A 16,298-nucleotide genomic window follows, 5' to 3' on the forward strand; every position below is an offset into this window, starting at 1 on the left:
CTCAGGCATAGCGGCTGACGGTGGCCCCGGCCGGCCCCTGCCAGGCGCTGTCATAGCGCTGGGCAATCACCTGGTTGCGCTGACTCATCAGGGAGAGGGCGGCCTGGCTCACCCCATCGCCAAACGGATTGGCACGCGGCGTAGCGGGTTGACTGACTGGGCTGGCATCCGATGCCGAGGTGACCTGTGCCTCTGTGCCCGCAGCAGCGGCTGTGTCTGTTTGCTGACTGCCCAGATCCAGGCTCAGTTGCCGGGTTTGTTCCATCAGCTCGGCGCGGGCCTGGGCCTCCAGCTGCTGGGTACGGGCCGCTACCGCCCTGTCCTGGCTGGAGGGTTCCGCCGGTGCCAAGGCCGCGGCGCGCACTTGCTGCATCTTGCGGATGGTGGCCTGGGGATCGCCGGACACCGGGGAAACATCGATCTGCACCTCACCGCCGATGGCATAGCTGTTGCCATCCGGCCCGCGCGTCACGCTGTAGCTGGGGCTGCCAGCATATTGACCGCCGGCACGCTGGTGAGCCTGTTCGTGATCGCGCACCTCCTGGTCACGATCCTTGAACTCCGCCAGCACCTGCTGCTCCTGACTGGCCTCCTGCCGTTGCTGGCGCCCCTCGTCACCGGAACGGGACTCACCCTGTTGGGAGCCCTGGCCCTGCTGCCGGTCGGGTTTCCCCTCCACGGCAAAGGCGCCATCGGCACTGCTGCCCGCCTGACCATTCTGCCGGCTGTCGTAACTGGTATTGCGCCCTTCCTGGCTGCGGAAGCGCTCCTTGTCGGAACCGACCTGTGATTCACGCGGGGAGGCCTCACCCTGGGGCAAGGCCGGGATCCGCTCACGCACCTGGTTATCCCGCCGCGCCGATTCGGTACTCGGCTGCAGCGCGATGGGCACCAGGTTGGGGTAGGTCGGGCTGATGTTCATGGCTAGACGCGGATGTCGATCAGGGTACCCATCATGTCATCGGCACTCTTCACCACCTTGGCCGCCGCCTGGGCCTCGTTCTGCCCCTGCTGCAGGGTCATCACCGATTGGGTGAGATCCTTGGACTGAGGAGACTCGGCTTGCACCGGCAAGGAGGCGATCTCGCGACTGCCTTGCTCGACCTGCTGCTGGGCGCGACTCAGCCCCTGCAGACCATAACTCATGGCGGAATCAATTTGCATAGCGCCTCCTGTGTAATTGGACTGTTTAATTATCAACCATGCCTGGCCGCGAGAAAAGGCGCACGCTGATTTTTTAACCGAGGTTCTGAATTATTTGTGCTACGAAGGCCTCGGGATGGGATAAGAAGGGAGCATGCGACGCCTTGTCGAACAGATGGCAGGCACTCTCCGGCCGCAGGGCCGTGATGTAGGGAATGGCGGCACGGGGCACCAGCGAGTCCAGTCGCCCATACAGCCGCACACAAGGCAGGGTCAACTCGGACCAGATCCCGCGCTGATCGGTCTGCTGCAACAACGCCAGCCCCCCGGCCAGCGCGGCCGCTTGGGGCAAGGGCGCCGCCGCCAGCAAGGATTTGAGGCGCCGGGCATCCTCCTTCACCGTCTCACTGCCCATGGCCTGGATGGCCAGGAAGCGCTCCAGGGTACGGGCGCTGTCCAGCCCCAACTGCCGATGAAAACCCGCCAGCACCTCGGGCTGGATCCCGGGCCACCCCTCCCGCGCGACAAAGCAGGGGGAACTGGCCACCTGGATCAGCCGGCTGACCCGCTCAGGGTGACGCCAGGCCAGCTGGGTCGCCACCAATCCCCCCAGCGACCACCCCAGCCAACAGGCCTGCGGCGGGGCTTCGGCCAGCAGGGCCGCCACCAGGGCATCCAGGCTGTAAGGCTGGGTGCCCGCCCAGCTGGAGTCACCATGGCCGGGCAAGTCCAGCAGATGCAGCCGAAAATGGGCCGCCAGACCTGGGAGGATAGGTTCCCAGACGTGGCGATTCATCCCCCAACCATGTAACAACACCAGATCGGGTCCTGCGCCCAGCCGGGTCACCCCTATCGTCATTGCCGTGTCTCCATTTTCAATGTGTTTTCAAGCCGAAAGGATTCCAGATGCCCCTGGATGAGGCGCATTACCAAGCTGGTGCAGCACGGGGCGTTACGTCGCAATTTGGTGCACTAAACGCACTAAATTGAACCTGGCTCGCGGCCGGCAGCCGGTTTTACGGCTAATTTTACCGGAAAAAACTTGGCATAGATCCTGCGCTTATCCACAGCAAGATGCGTTACCCCCTCCTGACGACTGGACTGTCAGGAGCCCTAAATACCTTTGGAGATCCTTTCGATGAAACGCTTGTTTTCTCTGCTTACCCTGTTGGGGCTGTTCGGTATGAGCGGCTTGGCCTGGGCAGACGAGGCTGCGGCCCCCGTCATGAGCCTGGATAAAGGCGACAACGCCTGGCTGATCGTGGCATCCGCGCTGGTCATCCTGATGACGGTGCCCGGCCTGGCCCTGTTCTACGGCGGTCTGGTGCGGACCAAGAACATGCTCTCCGTACTGATGCAGGTCTTCATGGTGTTCTGTGTGGCCACCGTTCTGTGGGTAGTCTACGGCTACAGCCTGGCCTTCACCGAGGGCAATGCCTTCTTCGGCAGCTTCGACAAGGCCTTCCTTGCAGGCATCACTACTGACTCTCTGGCGGCCACCTTCAGCAAGGGTGTCGGCATCTCCGAATACATCTATGTGGTGTTCCAAGGCGCCTTCGCCGCCATCACCTGCGCACTGATCCTGGGCGCCTTTGCCGAACGCATCCGCTTCTCCGCCGTGTTGCTGTTTATCGTCATCTGGTTCACCTTCTCCTACACCCCCATGGCACACATGGTGTGGTACTGGGCCGGTCCTGATGCCTATACCGACGCCGCTGCCGCCGATGCTGCCAACGCCACCGCAGGCTGGCTGTTCCAACACGGCGCCCTGGACTTCGCCGGTGGTACCGTTGTGCATATCAACGCCGCCGTAGCCGGTCTGGTGGGTGCTTACTTCGTCGGCAAGCGCGTGGGCTTTGGCCGTGAAATCATGGCCCCGCACAGCCTGACCATGTCCATGATCGGCGCCTGCCTGCTGTGGTTCGGCTGGTTCGGTTTCAACGCTGGCTCCTCTTTGGAAGCCAACGGTGTTGCCGCGCTGGCTCTGGTGAACACCTGGGCCGCCACCGCCATGGCCGCCATTGCCTGGATGATGGCCGAATGGGGCCTCAAGGGTAAGCCCTCCCTGCTGGGTGGCATCTCTGGTGCGGTAGCCGGCCTGGTGGCCATCACCCCGGCCTGTGGTTTCGTCGGTCTGGTGGGTGCCCTGGTGATTGGTGCCCTGGCCGGTGTCATCTGCCTATGGGGTGTCCATGGCCTCAAGCGCCTGCTGAACGTGGATGACTCCCTGGACGTCTTCGGCGTACACGGTGTGGGCGGTATCCTGGGTGCCCTGCTGACCGGCGTGTTTGCCTCTCCCGATCTGGGCGGTTCTGGCCTGTGGGACTATGTCGCCAACAGCGCCGTAGCCGACTACTCCATCGCCGATCAAGTGAAGATCCAAGCCATCGGCGTGCTGACCACCATCGTCTGGTCCGGTGTGGTCTCCGTGGTGGGTTTCTTCCTGGTAGACAAGATCCTCGGCCTGCGCGTGCCGGTGGAAGCCGAGCGCGAAGGTCTGGATCTGACCTCTCACGGCGAACGTGCATACAACTACTAATCGAAATCAGACCTCACACTTGGGCGCCTATTGGCGCCCCTTTTTTTGCCTGTCTAGACTGGGAATACCCTGAGTATGAGGTCTCCCATGCTGAAAGTTCTGCGGCAAACCCTCGCCCGTTGGCAACCCCAAGGCCTCTGTCTGCTCTGCCATCAGCCCACCGATAGTCGTCCCCTGCTCTGCCGACATTGCGAGCTGTCGCTGCCCAGTCTGCCCCATCCCTGCCCTACCTGTGGCCATCCACTACCCGAGCAGGCCGAGGGGGTCTGCGGCCGCTGCCTGCGTCATCCCCCCCTATGGGATCGTCTGGCGGTGCTGGGGGACTATGAGTTCCCCTACCCGGCCCTGATCCAACGGCTCAAATACCAGGGCGACTACCTGATGGCCAGCCTGCTGGGGGAGCTGATGGCGCGGCATCTGCCAGCCGAGCCCAGGCCAGAAGTCCTGTTGCCGGTGCCGCTGCACTGGTGGCGCCGCTGGCGGCGCGGCTTTAACCAGGCCGAGGCTCTGTGCCGCGCCATCCACCGCCACAGCGGCCTGCCGCTGGACAGGCAGCTGCTCAGGCGCGTGCGCACCACCCAACCCCAGGCCCGGCTGAACCAGGCCCAGCGCCGGCGCAATCTCAAGGGCGCCTTCGTGGTGGGGCCACATCAGTACCGCCATGTGGCCCTGGTGGATGATGTGGTCACCACGGGCACCACGGCAGCCACCCTGTGCCGCCTGTTGCGGCAGAGCGGCGTCGAGCGCATTGAGGTGTGGGCGGTGAGCCGGGCCCTGATCCACCCCAAACCAGACTATTCAGCCCGCCGGTGACGGGGTATGATAAACCCGAGCGGTTTACTCAGGATTCAACAGCGAGGCACCAGATGATCAGTATCTCCGAGAGCGCCCAGGCCCATTTCAACAAGCTGCTGGAGAAGCAGCCCGAAGGCACCAACATACGGGTGTTCGTGATGAATCCCGGCACCCCCAGCGCCGAATGTGGCGTCTCCTACTGCCCGGCAGACGCGGTGGAGCCGGAGGATATTCACCTGCCCTTCACCGGCTTCGATGCCCTGGTGGATCCGCTGAGCGCGCCCTATCTGGAAGATGCCCAGATCGACTTCGTGGTGGACAACCTGGGCTCCCAGCTGACCCTCAAGGCCCCTAACGCCAAGATGCGCAAGGTGGCCGACGATGCGTCGCTGATCGAACGGGTGGAATATGTCATCCAGTCCCAGGTCAACCCGTCTCTGGCGGGCCATGGCGGCAAGGTGACCCTGCTGGAGATCACCGAAGACAACTATGCCATCCTGCAATTTGGCGGCGGCTGCAACGGCTGCTCCATGGTGGATGTCACCCTGAAGGAAGGCATAGAGAAGCAGCTGCTGGAGCTGTTCCCCGGCGAGCTGGCGGGGGTCAAAGACGCCACCGAACACCAGCGCGGCGACCACTCCTTCTACTGAGCCGGACAACAAAAAACGCCCCGCAACTGCGGGGCGTTTTTTATGGCACAGACGAGACTATTCGTCCTTCTTGTCCCGGCCCAGCAGCGCCAGCGCCGCCTCTTTAGGCGGTTTTCCCTGATAGAGGATCTGGTAGATCTGCTCACAGATGGGCATCTCCACCCCTTGCCGCGCCGCCAGCAGGTGGACCTCCCGGGTATTGCGATAGCCTTCGACTATCTGACCTATCTCGGCCATGGCCTGCTCCGTGCTCTTGCCGGCCCCCAGGGCCAAGCCAAAGCGCCGGTTGCGGGACTGGTTATCGGTGCAGGTGAGCACCAGATCCCCCAGCCCGGCCATGCCCATGAAGGTCTTGGGATCGGCCCCCAGCGACACGCCAAGTCGTTGCATCTCCACCAGACCGCGGGTGATCAGCGCCGTACGGGCGTTGGCCCCAAAGCCCAGACCATCCGACAAGCCGGCACCGATGGCGATGACGTTCTTCACCGCGCCACCCAGCTGCAAGCCAACGAAGTCACTGTTGGTGTAGACACGGAACGACTTGCCACAGTGCATCAGCTCGGAGAGCTCTTCGGCAAAGGCATCGTCGGTGGCCGCCACCGAGATGGCGGTGGGCAGACCGGCGGCCAGTTCCGCCGCAAAGGTCGGCCCTGACACCACCGCCAACGGCACCTCGGGCCCCAGAGCCTCCCGCGCCACCTCCTGCAATAGGCGACCGCTGTCCGGCTCCAGTCCCTTGGTGGCCCAGGCCACCCGGGCGCCAGCCAGGAGATGCGGGCGTGCCTGGGACAGCACCAGACCAAACACATGACTGGGTACCACCACCAGCAGGGTGCGGCAAGCCGCGGCGGCCACCGCCAGATCCGAGGTCAGCTCCAGGGTGTCCGGAAACGGCACGCCCGGCAAAAATTGCTCGTTGCAACGAGCCTGCTGCAAGGCCGCCATGTGCTCGGCCTCATGGCCCCACAGCAGGATGCGATAGCCTTTGCGGGCCAATGAAATGGCAAGGGCGGTGCCATACGACCCCGCCCCTAGTACGCTTAACTGGATGTCTTGCGACATATCAGGCTTCCGCACCTTGTTCTGCTTCCAGCTTGGACATGTGCGCGGCGAACAGGGCGTCGAAGTTCACCGGTGCCAGGTTCAGTTGCGGGAAGGAGCCCTTGCTCACCAGTCCGGCCACGGTTTCACGGGCATAGGGGAACAGGATGTTCGGGCAGTAGGAGCCCAGGCAATGGGCCAGGTGCTGCGGATCCAGGTTGGCCGCGGTGAAGATACCGGCTTGCTTCACTTCACACAGGAAGGCGGTTTCCTCACCCAGCTTGCAGGTCACGGTCAGGGTCAGCACCACCTCATAGATGTCTTCGGCCAGCACGCTGGTCTTGGTATCCATGTCCAGCTTGATCTCCGGCTGCCACTCTTTTTGGAAGATCTTGGGGGTGGACGGCGCTTCGAAGGAGACGTCCTTGATGTAGACGCGCTGGATTTGGAACTCGGGTTGCTTGGCGTTGTTGGCTGCTTCAGTCATTGCTTAAATTCCTTGTGAAAAAGAGATCCTGAGGATCCGAGATGCGCGCCAGATTAGCGCTTTTTAGTCAGTGGCATGTTCTCTGAGCGCCAATCCGCCAGACCACCGCGCAACAAAAATACCTGCTTGAATCCTGCCTTGCTCAGCTTGGCCGCTGCCGGGCCCGCCCGCATGCCGGATTCACACACGACTATGATGGGGTTCTCTTTGAACTTTTCAATGAGGGTCAGATTATTTCCGTCGATCTGGCTCACAGGAACGTGATGGGAGCCGGCAATGTGCCCCTTGGCATACTCATCCTGGTTCCGCACGTCCACCACCACCGCCTGCTGACGATTGATGAGCAGGGTAGCGCCCTGGCTGTTCACCGCCTTGACGGGGGAGAACTTGGCCTTGATGGTGGTGTAGAAGAGGGCGACCAGCAGACCCAGCCAAGCGGCCGCCAGCAGGGGATTTCTAACAATAAAATCAATGTATTCTTGCATGATGACTCAGATCCGGTAGGAAACTTCCGCCGCAGTATACCGCCCCGCCGGCAGAATGGCAGCTCCACACCCGCCACAGCGAGAGCCACTTCACGGCCCGGCATGGGATTCCCAGCCGGGATCAGGTGACTAATTCGGCAGATGTTGTAATATTACGCATTAGTCGCATTCCTTATTTAACCAAAGTCAAGAGGACGTAGTCGTATGTCTACCGCCGCCAAGAAGCCGTTGGTCCTGATCATCATGGATGGTTGGGGTTACAGCGATAAGAAAGAATTCAATGCCGTTGCTGCCGCCAACACCCCGGTCCTCGATGGTCTGGCCAAGAACTACGCCAGCACCCTGATCTCCGGCTCCGGCATGGACGTGGGCCTGCCCGATGGCCAAATGGGTAACTCCGAAGTGGGTCACGTCAACATCGGCGCCGGTCGCGTGGTCTACCAAGAATTGACCCGCGTCACCAAGGAAATCCGTGACGGCGACTTCTTCAAGAACGCCGCCCTGTGCAAGGCTGTCGATGGCGCCGTGAGCAACGGCAAGGCCGTCCACATCATGGGCCTGCTGTCCGAAGGTGGCGTACACAGCCACGAAGACCACATCGCCGCCATGGTGGAACTGGCCGCCCAACGCGGTGCCGAGAAAATCTACCTGCACGCCTTCCTGGATGGCCGTGACGTGGCCCCGCGCTGCGCCCAGGCGTCCATCGAGCGCTTCGACGCCCTGTTCGCCAAGCTGGGCAAGGGCCGCCTCGCTTCCCTGGTCGGTCGCTACTTCGCCATGGACCGTGACAACCGCTGGGATCGCGTCCAGGAAGCCTACGAGCTGATCACCGAAGGCAAGAGCGCCTTCGCCAACTACGCCACCGGCAGCGAGGCCCTGGCCGCCGCTTACGAGCGTGGTGAGAACGACGAATTCGTCAAGGCCAGCGTGGTGGGTGCCGAAGCCGCCACCCTGAATGACGGCGACGCCCTGATTTTCATGAACTTCCGTGCCGACCGTGCCCGTGAAATCACCCGCTCCTTCGTGGATGCCGACTTCACCGGCTTCACCCGTGCCAAGCAACCCAAGCTGTCCGACTACGTGATGCTCACCGAGTACGCGGCCGACATCAAGGCCAGCTGCGCCTACCCGCCCACTGCCCTGGTCAACACCCTGGGCGAATGGCTGGCCAAGCACGACAAGACCCAGCTGCGCATCTCCGAGACCGAGAAGTACGCTCACGTCACCTTCTTCTTCAACGGTGGCGAAGAAACCTGCTTCCCCGGCGAAGATCGCGAACTGATCTCCAGCCCCAAGGTGGCCACCTATGACCTGCAACCGGAAATGAGCTCCGGCGAGCTGACCGACAAGCTGGTAGGCGCCATCAAGGGCGGCAAGTACGACGTCATCATCTGTAACTACCCCAACGGCGACATGGTGGGTCACACCGGCATGTTTGACGCCGCCGTCAAGGCGTGCGAAGCCGTCGACACCTGCGTCGGCCGCGTCATCGAAGCGCTGAAGGAAGTGGGTGGCGAGTGTCTGATCACCGCCGACCACGGTAACGCCGAGAAGATGATGAACGAGGAAACCGGCCAGGCTCACACCGCCCACACCAACCTGCCGGTGCCCCTGATCTACTTCGGCCGTCCGGCCACCGCGGTAGAAGGCGGCAAGCTGTCCGACCTGGCCCCCACCATGTTGACCCTGATGGGCATGGAAGTGCCGGCGGAAATGACTGGCAAGCCTCTGATGGTTCTGAAATAATTTTGCCCCATGCGGGCAATCAATCCATCAGTACAACACGGGATCCGCGTCGGCCTCTTGGCCGGCGCGGTCTTGTTATGGCCGGCAGCCAACGCCGAGCCAGCCAAAGAGCTCAAAGAAGTCCAGCAACAGATCGCCCAGAAGCAGCAGGATATCCGGCAGCAACAGCAGGACATCAAGAGCCTGCACCATCAGCTCAAGGCTGATGAGCTGGCCATCTCCCAGCTGGCTCGTCGCCTCAACGGTACCCAGCAGAAGCTGCAGCAGACCCGCGACGAACTCAACGAACTCAACCGCCAGAGCCAAACCCTGACCCGAGAGCTGCAACAGCAGGAAGCCCTGCTGGCCAGCCAACTGGAGCAGGCCTACCGCTTTGGCCACCATGACACCCTCAAGCTGCTGCTCAATCAGCAAGACCCCACCAGCATGGAGCGGGCGCTGGACTATTACGGCTACCTCAACCAGGCCCGTCTGGCGGTGATCGCCAAGACCCAGCAGACCCAGCAGGCCCTGGAGCGCAACCGCCAGCAGACCCGGCACGCCAGCGAACGACTGACGGCACTGCTAAAGGGGCAGGAGCAAGACCACAGCGCCCTGGCGGACAAATTCAGCCAACGGGAAACCACCCTAGGTGCCTTGAAGCAATCCCTGCAGGAAGATCAGCAGCAGCTGGGCCGGCTACAGCAGGCCGAAAAGAAGATGCAGCAGCAGATCGAAGCCGCCCGCCGTAAGCTGGAGGCCGAACGCAAACGGCAGCGGGAAGAAGCCCTGGCCCGTGCCCGCGCCAAGGCCAAGGCCAAGGGGGAATCGGAAGCCGCCGCTCAGGCCAAGGAAGAAGCCCGCCTGGCCAGCAATGCGCACAAGGGGCTGGGCAAGCAGCGTGGCCAACTGCCCTGGCCGGTACAGGGTCGGCTGCTGCGCCAGTTCGGCAGCCCCCGCACCGGCCAAGTCACCTGGAAGGGGATCCTGATCGGCGCCGCCGAAGGCACCCCGGTGAAAGCCATCGCCGCCGGGGATGTGGTCTACGCCGACTGGCTGGAAGGCTTTGGCAACGTGCTGGTCATCGACCACGGCCATGGCTACCTCAGCCTGTATGGCAGCAATCAGGCCCTGTTGAAGATGGCCGGTGACAGCATCCAGGCCGGTGAGACCATCGCTCTGGTGGGCCGCAGTGGCGGCCAGGACAGTGCCGGTCTCTACTTCGAAATCCGCCAACAAGGCCAGCCCGTCAACCCCAGCCGCTGGCTTAAATAGTCAGGCGCTCCAGCTCGCCGATGAGCCAAAGCGCCTGCTCTCGACTTTCACCGCACACATCCGCCTGGGCAGGAAAACCGTCGCACACCGCCGGGCGCGTCGGCTGGCCAAACAACCGGCAACCCAGCCGCTCATCCAACTGGATGCAGGCCACCCCCGCCGGCTTGCCGTCAGGCATACCCGGAATGGGCGAACTGATGCTGGGGGCAATACAACAGGCGGCACAACCAGAACGACACTCCATACCTACTCCTCGCTGATGAGCCAACAGCATAGCATGGCGCAGACACAGGCTCGGCCTGATCCGCTTCCGGTGCTACACTGGCGCCCACACGCGACCATGGAGAGCAGTATGCGCCTGACCATTCATCACGATTCCCAGATACTCCCCCAGTGGCAGGACAGCCTGAGCAAATTGCTGGCGGCCGACGGCCTGACCGCGGAGCACTTGCCCAGCGGCCACCGCCACCTGGCCATCTTCAATGATCGCGTGGTGGGGCTGGCAGTCAGCCAGGGGGAGCAGCTGGTCTACCTGGCGGTGCGGGACCTGACCCGGCGCCGGGGCGTGGGTCACTACCTGCTGGCCGAGACACTGACCTGGCAACAGCAGCATGGCATCCCCTGCGCCAGGTTGAGCCTGGCCGGGTTAGCCGATGAGCCCCAGGCCAGCCTGAACGCCTTTCTCGCCGCAGAAGGCTTCTTGCAAGAGGCGGCAGGCTGGTACAAGCCGCTGTAACCGAGCCCGGCAAATGAAAACGGCCACCCTGGGGTGGCCGTTTTGTCGAGGACGGTGCTTAAGCCGGTTTGGTACTCATGGCCAGCTCCGCCTTGCGCCGTTTCTCTGCCTTGGTCATGGTCCACCAGGCGATGAAGGTGGCGGTGGAGACCACCAGTATGATGATGGTTGCCAGGGCGTTGATCTTGGGGCTTAACCCCAACCGCACGCTGGAGAACACCACCATGGGCAGGGTGGAGGCATTGGGGCCCGAGACGAAGCTGGTGATCACCAAGTCGTCCAGCGACAGGGTGAAGCCCAGCAACCAGCCCGCACCTATGGCCGGCGCAATCAGCGGCAGCGTGATGAGGAAGAACACCTTCAAGGGGGTGGCCCCCAGATCCTGGGCCGCCTCCTCGATGGAGATGTCCAGCTCCTGCAAGCGCGAACGTATGATGACGGTGACATAGGCCGCCGTCAGGGTCACGTGAGCCAGCCAGATGGTCAAGGCGCCCCGCTGGGCCGGCCAGCCGAAGCTGTTGGCCATGGAGACAAACAGCAGCAGCAACGACAGACCTATGATCACATCCGGCAGCACCATGGGCGCCGTGATGAGGAAGGCGAAGCCCGTCTCACCGCGGAAGCGACCGATGCGGGTCAACACGAAGGCCGCCAGGGTGCCCACCACCACCGCCATGGTGGCGCTGAACACCCCTATGGTCAGACTCAGCACCACACCGTCCATCATCTGCTTGTCACGGAACAGCTCGAAGTACCACTTGATGGAGAAGCCGGACCAGACCGTCACCAGCTTGGACTCGTTGAACGAGTAGATGATGAGGATCAGGATGGGGGCGTAGAGGAATGTCAGGCCCAGGGCCAGGATCAACAGGCGCCACTTGGATTTGCTTTCTGGAATAGGAGTCATGCCTTGACCTCCATTTCACGACGCTGATAGGCATAGAACCAGATGATGGGCACCATCAGGAGCAACAGCATGACGGTCGCCACGGCAGAGGCCACCGGCCAGTCGCGGTTGTTGAAGAACTCCTGCCACAGCACCCGGCCGATCAGCAGAGAGTCGGGCCCGCCCAGCAGTTCCGGAATGACGAACTCACCCACCGCCGGAATGAACACCAGCATGGAGCCGGCGATGATGCCGCTCTTGGTCAGGGGCAGCAGCACGGTGAAGAAGCTCTTCCAGGGCCGGGCGCCCAGATCCGAGGCGGCCTCCATCAGGGAGTAATCCACCCGCATCAGGGCGGTATACAGCGGCAGTATCATGAAGGGCAGGTAGGCATAGATGATGCCGATATACACCGCCAGATCCGTGTGCAGCAGGGGAATCGGATCCTGAATGACGCCCAGCCAGATGAGGAAGTTGTTCAGCAGACCGTTGTTCTTCAGGATGCCGATCCAGGCATAGACCCGGATGAGGAATGAGGTCCAGCTGGGCAGCACCACCAGCATCAGCAACACGTTGCGTACCGACGGCTTGGAGTGAACGATGGACCAGGCGATGGGATACCCCACCAGCAGGCACAAGAGGGTGGAGATGCCGGCCACCCGCAGGGACTGCAGGTAGGATTCGGCATACATCTCGTCTTCGAACAGGTAGAGGTAGTTACCCAGGTTGAGGACGAAGTGCAGCTTCTGGTCGGCATATTCCATCAAGGCCGTGTAGGGCGGAATGGCGACCTGGGTTTCCGCCAGACTGATCTTGAGGATGATCAGGAAGGGCACCAGGAAGAACAGCAGCATCCAGGCATAGGGGAAGAAAATCACCAGATGGCGACCGGCAGGCAGCCAGCGGCGCCACGGCGGCAGCGCGCGAGAATCGGAAATCATCATATGGTCAGCACCACGCAAGAGTCAGGATCCCAGGTCAAAATCACCTCGTCTTCCCAGGTAGGCTGGCCCTTACGGAACCGGTCTACGTTAGGCAGGGTGGCGATCACCATTTTTCCGCTGGGCAAACGCACGTGGTAGATGGAGATGTCCCCCATGTAGGCGATGTTCTCCACCTTGCCCCGGACATAGTTCAGATGGTCGGACGGTGCTGTCTCGCTGATGTAGATCTTCTCTGGGCGCAGGGCCACCATCAGCTGCAAGCCTTCCGCCACCAGGGGGGCATGATTGACATGCAGCGGGTGGGCCAGATCGTCGCACTGGATGACGGCATAATCCGCCCCACTTTCGATCAACACCCCTTCGAAGATGTTCACCGAGCCGATGAACTCGGCGCTCAGCCGGCAGTTGGGGTGCTCGTAGATATCTTCCGGCCCACCGATCTGCACAAACTCACCGCGATCCATGATGGCGATGCGACCGGCCATGGTCATGGCCTCCTCCTGGTCGTGGGTCACCATCACGCAGGTCACCCCGACCCGCTCCAGGATATCCACCACTTCCAGCTGCATCTTCTCCCGCAGCTTCTTGTCCAGGGCCCCCATGGGCTCATCCAGCAGCAACAGCTTGGGCCGCTTGGCCAGGGAGCGTGCCAGGGCTACCCGCTGGCGCTGACCACCGGAGAGCTGGTGCGGCTTGCGCTGGGCGAAGGCCTTCATGTGCACCAGATCCAGCATCTCCCCCACCCGCTCGGCGATGTCCTCCTTGGACAGACGATCCTGCTTGAGGCCGAAGGCGATGTTCTGCTCCACCGTCATGTGGGGAAACAGGGCATAGGACTGGAACATCATATTGATGGGGCGCTTGTAGGGCGGCACCTTGGACAAGTCCTGCCCGTCCAGAATGATTTGCCCCTTGGTGGGCGTCTCAAATCCCGCCAGCATGCGCAGCAGGGTGGACTTGCCACAGCCAGACGCCCCCAGGAGGGCAAAAATTTCACCCTTGTTGATAGTCAGGCTGACATCGTCCACCGCAACGGCGCCGTCAAAACTCTTGGTGACATTGCGAATTTCCAGCAGGGGTTTGGGTTCTGCGGCTGCGACATTCACTCGCGGCTTCACTTGCGATTCTGCGGCCATGATCTCTCCATTAACAATCAAGGGGCGTCGATGCGCCCCTGTTAATTATCCAATAATCGGCTTATTTGCCTGTCTTCACCTTGGTCCACTCTCGGGTGATGACGCGATTTACCTTGGCCGGCAACACCTTGAGGGCGAACATATGGGGCATCATCTCCTCGGTGGGATAGATGTTGGGGTTGGTGCGCAGCGCTTCGTCCACCAGGGGCAAAGAGGCCTTGTTGGCACTGGCATAGGAGACGTAGTTGGACACCTTGGCAATCACCTCCGGCTCCATCAGGTAGTTGATGAAGGCCAGGGCGTTTTCCGGATGCTTGGCATCGGCAGGAATGGCCAGCATGTCATAGAACATCAGGGCGCCTTCCTTCGGGATCACGTAATCCACCGCCACCCCGTTGTTGGCCTCTTCGGCTCGGGCAGCGGCTTGCATCACGTCACCTGACCAGCCGATGGCCACACAGATGTCACCGTTGGCCAGGTCGTTGATGTACTGGGAGGAGTGGAAATAGGTGATGTAGGGGCGCAGGCTGGCCAACAGCTTGCCGGCTTCCTGATAGTCCTTGGGATCCAGGCTGTTGGAGTCTTTGCCCATATAGTGCAGTGCGGTGGCAAAGATCTCGGTGGGGGCATTCAGGAAGGAGACGCCACACTTGTTCAACTTAGCCAGGTTCTCCGGTTTGAACACGGCGTCCCAGCTGTCCATCTTGAAATCCGGCCCCATGACTTCGGCCACCTTCTTGGGGTTGAAGCCGATGCCGGTGGTGCCACCCAGGTAGGGGATGGAGTGGGCATTGTCCGGATCCTTGTCCGCCAGCAGCTTCATGGCCACCGGATCCATGTTCTTCAGATTGGGCAGCTTGCTCTTGTCCAGGGCCATGAAGACACCGGCTTGGATTTGGCGTGCCAAAAAGTCGGAGCTGGGCACCACCAGATCGAAACCTGTGTTGCCGGCCAGCAGCTTGGCTTCCAGCACCTCATTGCTGTCAAACACGTCATAGACGACCTTGATGCCGGTGGCCTTCTCGAAGTTGGCTACCGTGTCTTCGGCGATGTAATCGCTCCAGTTATAGACATGCAGCACCTTCTCTTCCTGAGCCACGGCACTCCCGATGGACATGGCTGCCACCAGGGTCGCGCTAAACATTCCTTTCACAAATGACATGTGTGTCTCCTTGACTTGACATTAAGTTTGCAGCGGGGAAAACCCGGGTATCCCGCTGACCCATGTAAGTAAACCCAGCGCATCGGGTTAACTTTAAGCAATAAGCGTGCCCATAAGCAGCAACACATAAACAGTCGTGACTGACCAAATCAGATGACTTCAGGCGCATTATATTTTGATTTTTTGCAATTGTATTCAAGAAAAATGCTGCCGGCGCCGCAGAGCAAAACCCGCTGTAACCCTTGTGCCACTAAGGTTTGCCTCACACCCATCCCTCATGAGCACCACCCCTAAAAACCGTCTTTTTATCCGGATATAGCCGGGCGGGATTTTCCCCTCGCCCCAACATCTTGCGCGTGTGCTGCCTCCTGCGGTTAGTCGGGATTTTTTTACGCATCACAGGCAGGCTTATGGCAAAATTACAGCATCTAATCTGCGCAGAGGCACTGCCCCATGTCCATGGACGAGCTGTTTAGCAAGATCAAGCAACTTCCCGTCATTCCCAAACTGCTGCATGAGCTGATGCAGAGCTTTTCCGACGAAAATGCCCGCATCGACCTCATCGCCCAGAAGATTGCCATGGACCAGGTGATCAGTGCCAAGGTGCTTAAGATGGCTAACTCCGCGGCCTATCGTCGCGGCGCTGAGGTTACCTCCATCGAACAAGCCGTCATCCGCCTGGGCTTCAACCGCCTGCGCTCCCTGGTGGTGGCCTCCAGCATCATGACCAGTTTCAAGACGCCAGCGAATTTTGATCGCAACAAATTTTGGGTGGATACCTTCCAAACCGCCACCATAGCCCGGGCCTTGGCCGCCGAATGCCACCAAATTGAACCAGAAACGGCCTTTACCTGTGCCTTGTTGCACAATATTGGTGAGCTACTGATCCAATCGGCCCTGCCGGCTGAGGCTGAGCTCATCAACCTGGCCATCAATAAGGGCAGCAGCCGGATCGATGCACAACGGGAGATGCTGGGCTTCGATTACAGCCAGGTAGGCGCCGAGTTGGCACAACGCTGGAACCTGTCCGAAAGCTTTGTGCAAGCCATTGCCCAGCAGCTGGACCCGCTTGAGCATGACCCCGTCAGTCCGGAGGCCGTGCTGATCCGCTTGGCCATGTTTGTTTCCTTTGCCTGGAACGCCGGGGTACCCGCCCACGTCATCGTTGCCCGCTTTCCCACCCCCTTGGCGCGCCATCTGGGGATAGAGCCGCAAAATCTGGCGGATCGACTGGAAGAACTTCATCAGCAGGGCAATGCCCTGGCCAACATGCTGACCAATTGAGTGACAGACG

Annotated in this window: 18 protein-coding genes; 7 read left to right on the forward strand and 11 right to left on the reverse strand. The window is 61.3% G+C overall.

Annotation, left to right across the window (positions count from 1 at the left end):
• Position 1: 1 nt before the first annotated feature.
• The 3 genes from ABD847_RS16140 to bioH form a co-directional block, all read right to left on the reverse strand.
• Positions 2–922, reverse strand: a complete 921-nt coding sequence (locus ABD847_RS16140; RefSeq protein WP_345014883.1) for a putative metalloprotease CJM1_0395 family protein — start codon at positions 920–922, stop codon at positions 2–4.
• A gap of 2 nt (positions 923–924) precedes the next feature.
• On the reverse strand, positions 925–1,164 hold the full coding sequence (locus ABD847_RS16145; RefSeq protein ID WP_345014885.1) for a flagellar biosynthesis protein FlgE: 240 nt from the start codon (positions 1,162–1,164) through the stop codon (positions 925–927).
• A gap of 73 nt (positions 1,165–1,237) precedes the next feature.
• Positions 1,238–2,002, reverse strand: a complete 765-nt coding sequence (gene bioH, locus ABD847_RS16150; protein WP_345014887.1) for a pimeloyl-ACP methyl ester esterase BioH — start codon at positions 2,000–2,002, stop codon at positions 1,238–1,240.
• 279 nt (positions 2,003–2,281) lie between these two features.
• Between bioH and ABD847_RS16155 the strand changes: the two genes are divergently transcribed.
• From ABD847_RS16155 to nfuA, 3 genes are all read left to right on the forward strand, one after another.
• Positions 2,282–3,682: an ammonium transporter gene (locus ABD847_RS16155; RefSeq protein WP_425568475.1), complete on the forward strand. Its 1,401-nt coding sequence runs from the start codon at positions 2,282–2,284 to the stop codon at positions 3,680–3,682.
• Positions 3,683–3,769: 87 nt separating this feature from the next.
• A complete protein-coding gene (locus ABD847_RS16160) occupies positions 3,770–4,495 on the forward strand; it encodes a ComF family protein (RefSeq protein ID WP_345014889.1) in 726 nt (241 codons plus the stop codon).
• A 53-nt stretch (positions 4,496–4,548) separates the two neighbouring features.
• Positions 4,549–5,127 carry a Fe-S biogenesis protein NfuA gene (nfuA, locus tag ABD847_RS16165; protein WP_345014891.1) on the forward strand — a complete coding sequence of 193 codons (579 nt, stop codon included), beginning with the start codon at positions 4,549–4,551 and terminating at the stop codon, positions 5,125–5,127.
• A gap of 57 nt (positions 5,128–5,184) precedes the next feature.
• On the opposite strand, the gene gpsA is transcribed toward nfuA, so the two are convergent.
• From gpsA to ABD847_RS16180, 3 genes are read right to left on the reverse strand one after another with little or no spacing between them, the layout of a single operon-like run.
• Positions 5,185–6,189, reverse strand: coding sequence for an NAD(P)H-dependent glycerol-3-phosphate dehydrogenase (gene gpsA / locus ABD847_RS16170; RefSeq protein ID WP_345014893.1), 1,005 nt, complete (start codon positions 6,187–6,189; stop codon positions 5,185–5,187).
• Position 6,190: 1 nt separating this feature from the next.
• A complete protein-coding gene (gene secB, locus ABD847_RS16175) occupies positions 6,191–6,655 on the reverse strand; it encodes a protein-export chaperone SecB (RefSeq protein ID WP_345014895.1) in 465 nt (154 codons plus the stop codon).
• Positions 6,656–6,708: 53 nt separating this feature from the next.
• The gene (locus ABD847_RS16180) at positions 6,709–7,140 is read right to left on the reverse strand and encodes a rhodanese-like domain-containing protein (protein ID WP_345014896.1); all 432 of its coding nucleotides are present in this window, start codon (positions 7,138–7,140) and stop codon (positions 6,709–6,711) included.
• A 204-nt stretch (positions 7,141–7,344) separates the two neighbouring features.
• Here ABD847_RS16180 and gpmM point away from each other — a divergent pair, with 204 nt between their 5' ends.
• Both gpmM and envC read left to right on the forward strand, forming a co-directional pair.
• Entirely contained in the window at positions 7,345–8,886 is a 1,542-nt protein-coding gene (gpmM, locus tag ABD847_RS16185) for a 2,3-bisphosphoglycerate-independent phosphoglycerate mutase (RefSeq protein ID WP_345014898.1), read from the forward strand.
• Positions 8,887–8,958: 72 nt separating this feature from the next.
• A complete protein-coding gene (envC, locus tag ABD847_RS16190) occupies positions 8,959–10,140 on the forward strand; it encodes a murein hydrolase activator EnvC (RefSeq protein ID WP_345014900.1) in 1,182 nt (393 codons plus the stop codon).
• On the opposite strand, the gene ABD847_RS16195 is transcribed toward envC, so the two are convergent.
• A complete protein-coding gene (locus ABD847_RS16195) occupies positions 10,133–10,384 on the reverse strand; it encodes a YkgJ family cysteine cluster protein (RefSeq protein WP_345014902.1) in 252 nt (83 codons plus the stop codon). The two genes, envC and ABD847_RS16195, sit on opposite strands and share 8 nt — an antisense overlap.
• A 108-nt stretch (positions 10,385–10,492) precedes the next feature.
• On the opposite strand from ABD847_RS16195, the gene ABD847_RS16200 reads away from it, so the two are divergent.
• On the forward strand, positions 10,493–10,876 hold the full coding sequence (locus tag ABD847_RS16200; protein WP_345014904.1) for an acetyl-CoA sensor PanZ family protein: 384 nt from the start codon (positions 10,493–10,495) through the stop codon (positions 10,874–10,876).
• A 58-nt stretch (positions 10,877–10,934) separates the two neighbouring features.
• On the opposite strand, the gene ABD847_RS16205 is transcribed toward ABD847_RS16200, so the two are convergent.
• The 4 genes from ABD847_RS16205 to ABD847_RS16220 form a co-directional block, all read right to left on the reverse strand.
• Positions 10,935–11,783 (reverse strand): ABC transporter permease subunit, encoded by an 849-nt coding sequence (locus ABD847_RS16205; RefSeq protein WP_345014906.1) that lies wholly within the window; start codon positions 11,781–11,783, stop codon positions 10,935–10,937.
• Positions 11,780–12,706 carry a putrescine ABC transporter permease PotH gene (potH, locus tag ABD847_RS16210; RefSeq protein WP_345014908.1) on the reverse strand — a complete coding sequence of 309 codons (927 nt, stop codon included), beginning with the start codon at positions 12,704–12,706 and terminating at the stop codon, positions 11,780–11,782. Before potH ends, ABD847_RS16205 begins: the two co-directional genes overlap by 4 nt.
• Positions 12,703–13,842: a putrescine ABC transporter ATP-binding subunit PotG gene (potG, locus tag ABD847_RS16215; protein ID WP_345014909.1), complete on the reverse strand. Its 1,140-nt coding sequence runs from the start codon at positions 13,840–13,842 to the stop codon at positions 12,703–12,705. The genes potH and potG overlap by 4 nt, the downstream gene beginning before the upstream one ends.
• A 61-nt stretch (positions 13,843–13,903) precedes the next feature.
• Positions 13,904–15,004 (reverse strand): extracellular solute-binding protein, encoded by a 1,101-nt coding sequence (locus ABD847_RS16220; RefSeq protein WP_345014911.1) that lies wholly within the window; start codon positions 15,002–15,004, stop codon positions 13,904–13,906.
• A 453-nt stretch (positions 15,005–15,457) separates the two neighbouring features.
• On the opposite strand from ABD847_RS16220, the gene ABD847_RS16225 reads away from it, so the two are divergent.
• Entirely contained in the window at positions 15,458–16,288 is an 831-nt protein-coding gene (locus ABD847_RS16225) for an HDOD domain-containing protein (protein ID WP_345014913.1), read from the forward strand.
• Positions 16,289–16,298 lie beyond the last annotated feature (10 nt).

Source organism: Pseudaeromonas paramecii (assembly GCF_039540575.1).
Lineage (GTDB): Bacteria > Pseudomonadota > Gammaproteobacteria > Enterobacterales > Aeromonadaceae > Pseudaeromonas > Pseudaeromonas paramecii.

Coding starts and splice junctions, on each gene's coding strand:
- ABD847_RS16140 (WP_345014883.1), bottom strand. CDS start 922: ATGAACATCAGCCCGACCTACCCCAACCTGGTGCCCATCGCGCTGCAG.
- ABD847_RS16145 (WP_345014885.1), bottom strand. CDS start 1,164: ATGCAAATTGATTCCGCCATGAGTTATGGTCTGCAGGGGCTGAGTCGC.
- bioH (WP_345014887.1), bottom strand. CDS start 2,002: ATGACGATAGGGGTGACCCGGCTGGGCGCAGGACCCGATCTGGTGTTG.
- ABD847_RS16155 (WP_425568475.1), top strand. CDS start 2,282: ATGAAACGCTTGTTTTCTCTGCTTACCCTGTTGGGGCTGTTCGGTATG.
- ABD847_RS16160 (WP_345014889.1), top strand. CDS start 3,770: ATGCTGAAAGTTCTGCGGCAAACCCTCGCCCGTTGGCAACCCCAAGGC.
- nfuA (WP_345014891.1), top strand. CDS start 4,549: ATGATCAGTATCTCCGAGAGCGCCCAGGCCCATTTCAACAAGCTGCTG.
- gpsA (WP_345014893.1), bottom strand. CDS start 6,189: ATGTCGCAAGACATCCAGTTAAGCGTACTAGGGGCGGGGTCGTATGGC.
- secB (WP_345014895.1), bottom strand. CDS start 6,655: ATGACTGAAGCAGCCAACAACGCCAAGCAACCCGAGTTCCAAATCCAG.
- ABD847_RS16180 (WP_345014896.1), bottom strand. CDS start 7,140: ATGCAAGAATACATTGATTTTATTGTTAGAAATCCCCTGCTGGCGGCC.
- gpmM (WP_345014898.1), top strand. CDS start 7,345: ATGTCTACCGCCGCCAAGAAGCCGTTGGTCCTGATCATCATGGATGGT.
- ABD847_RS16195 (WP_345014902.1), bottom strand. CDS start 10,384: ATGGAGTGTCGTTCTGGTTGTGCCGCCTGTTGTATTGCCCCCAGCATC.
- ABD847_RS16200 (WP_345014904.1), top strand. CDS start 10,493: ATGCGCCTGACCATTCATCACGATTCCCAGATACTCCCCCAGTGGCAG.
- ABD847_RS16205 (WP_345014906.1), bottom strand. CDS start 11,783: ATGACTCCTATTCCAGAAAGCAAATCCAAGTGGCGCCTGTTGATCCTG.
- potH (WP_345014908.1), bottom strand. CDS start 12,706: ATGATGATTTCCGATTCTCGCGCGCTGCCGCCGTGGCGCCGCTGGCTG.
- potG (WP_345014909.1), bottom strand. CDS start 13,842: ATGGCCGCAGAATCGCAAGTGAAGCCGCGAGTGAATGTCGCAGCCGCA.
- ABD847_RS16220 (WP_345014911.1), bottom strand. CDS start 15,004: ATGTCATTTGTGAAAGGAATGTTTAGCGCGACCCTGGTGGCAGCCATG.
- ABD847_RS16225 (WP_345014913.1), top strand. CDS start 15,458: ATGTCCATGGACGAGCTGTTTAGCAAGATCAAGCAACTTCCCGTCATT.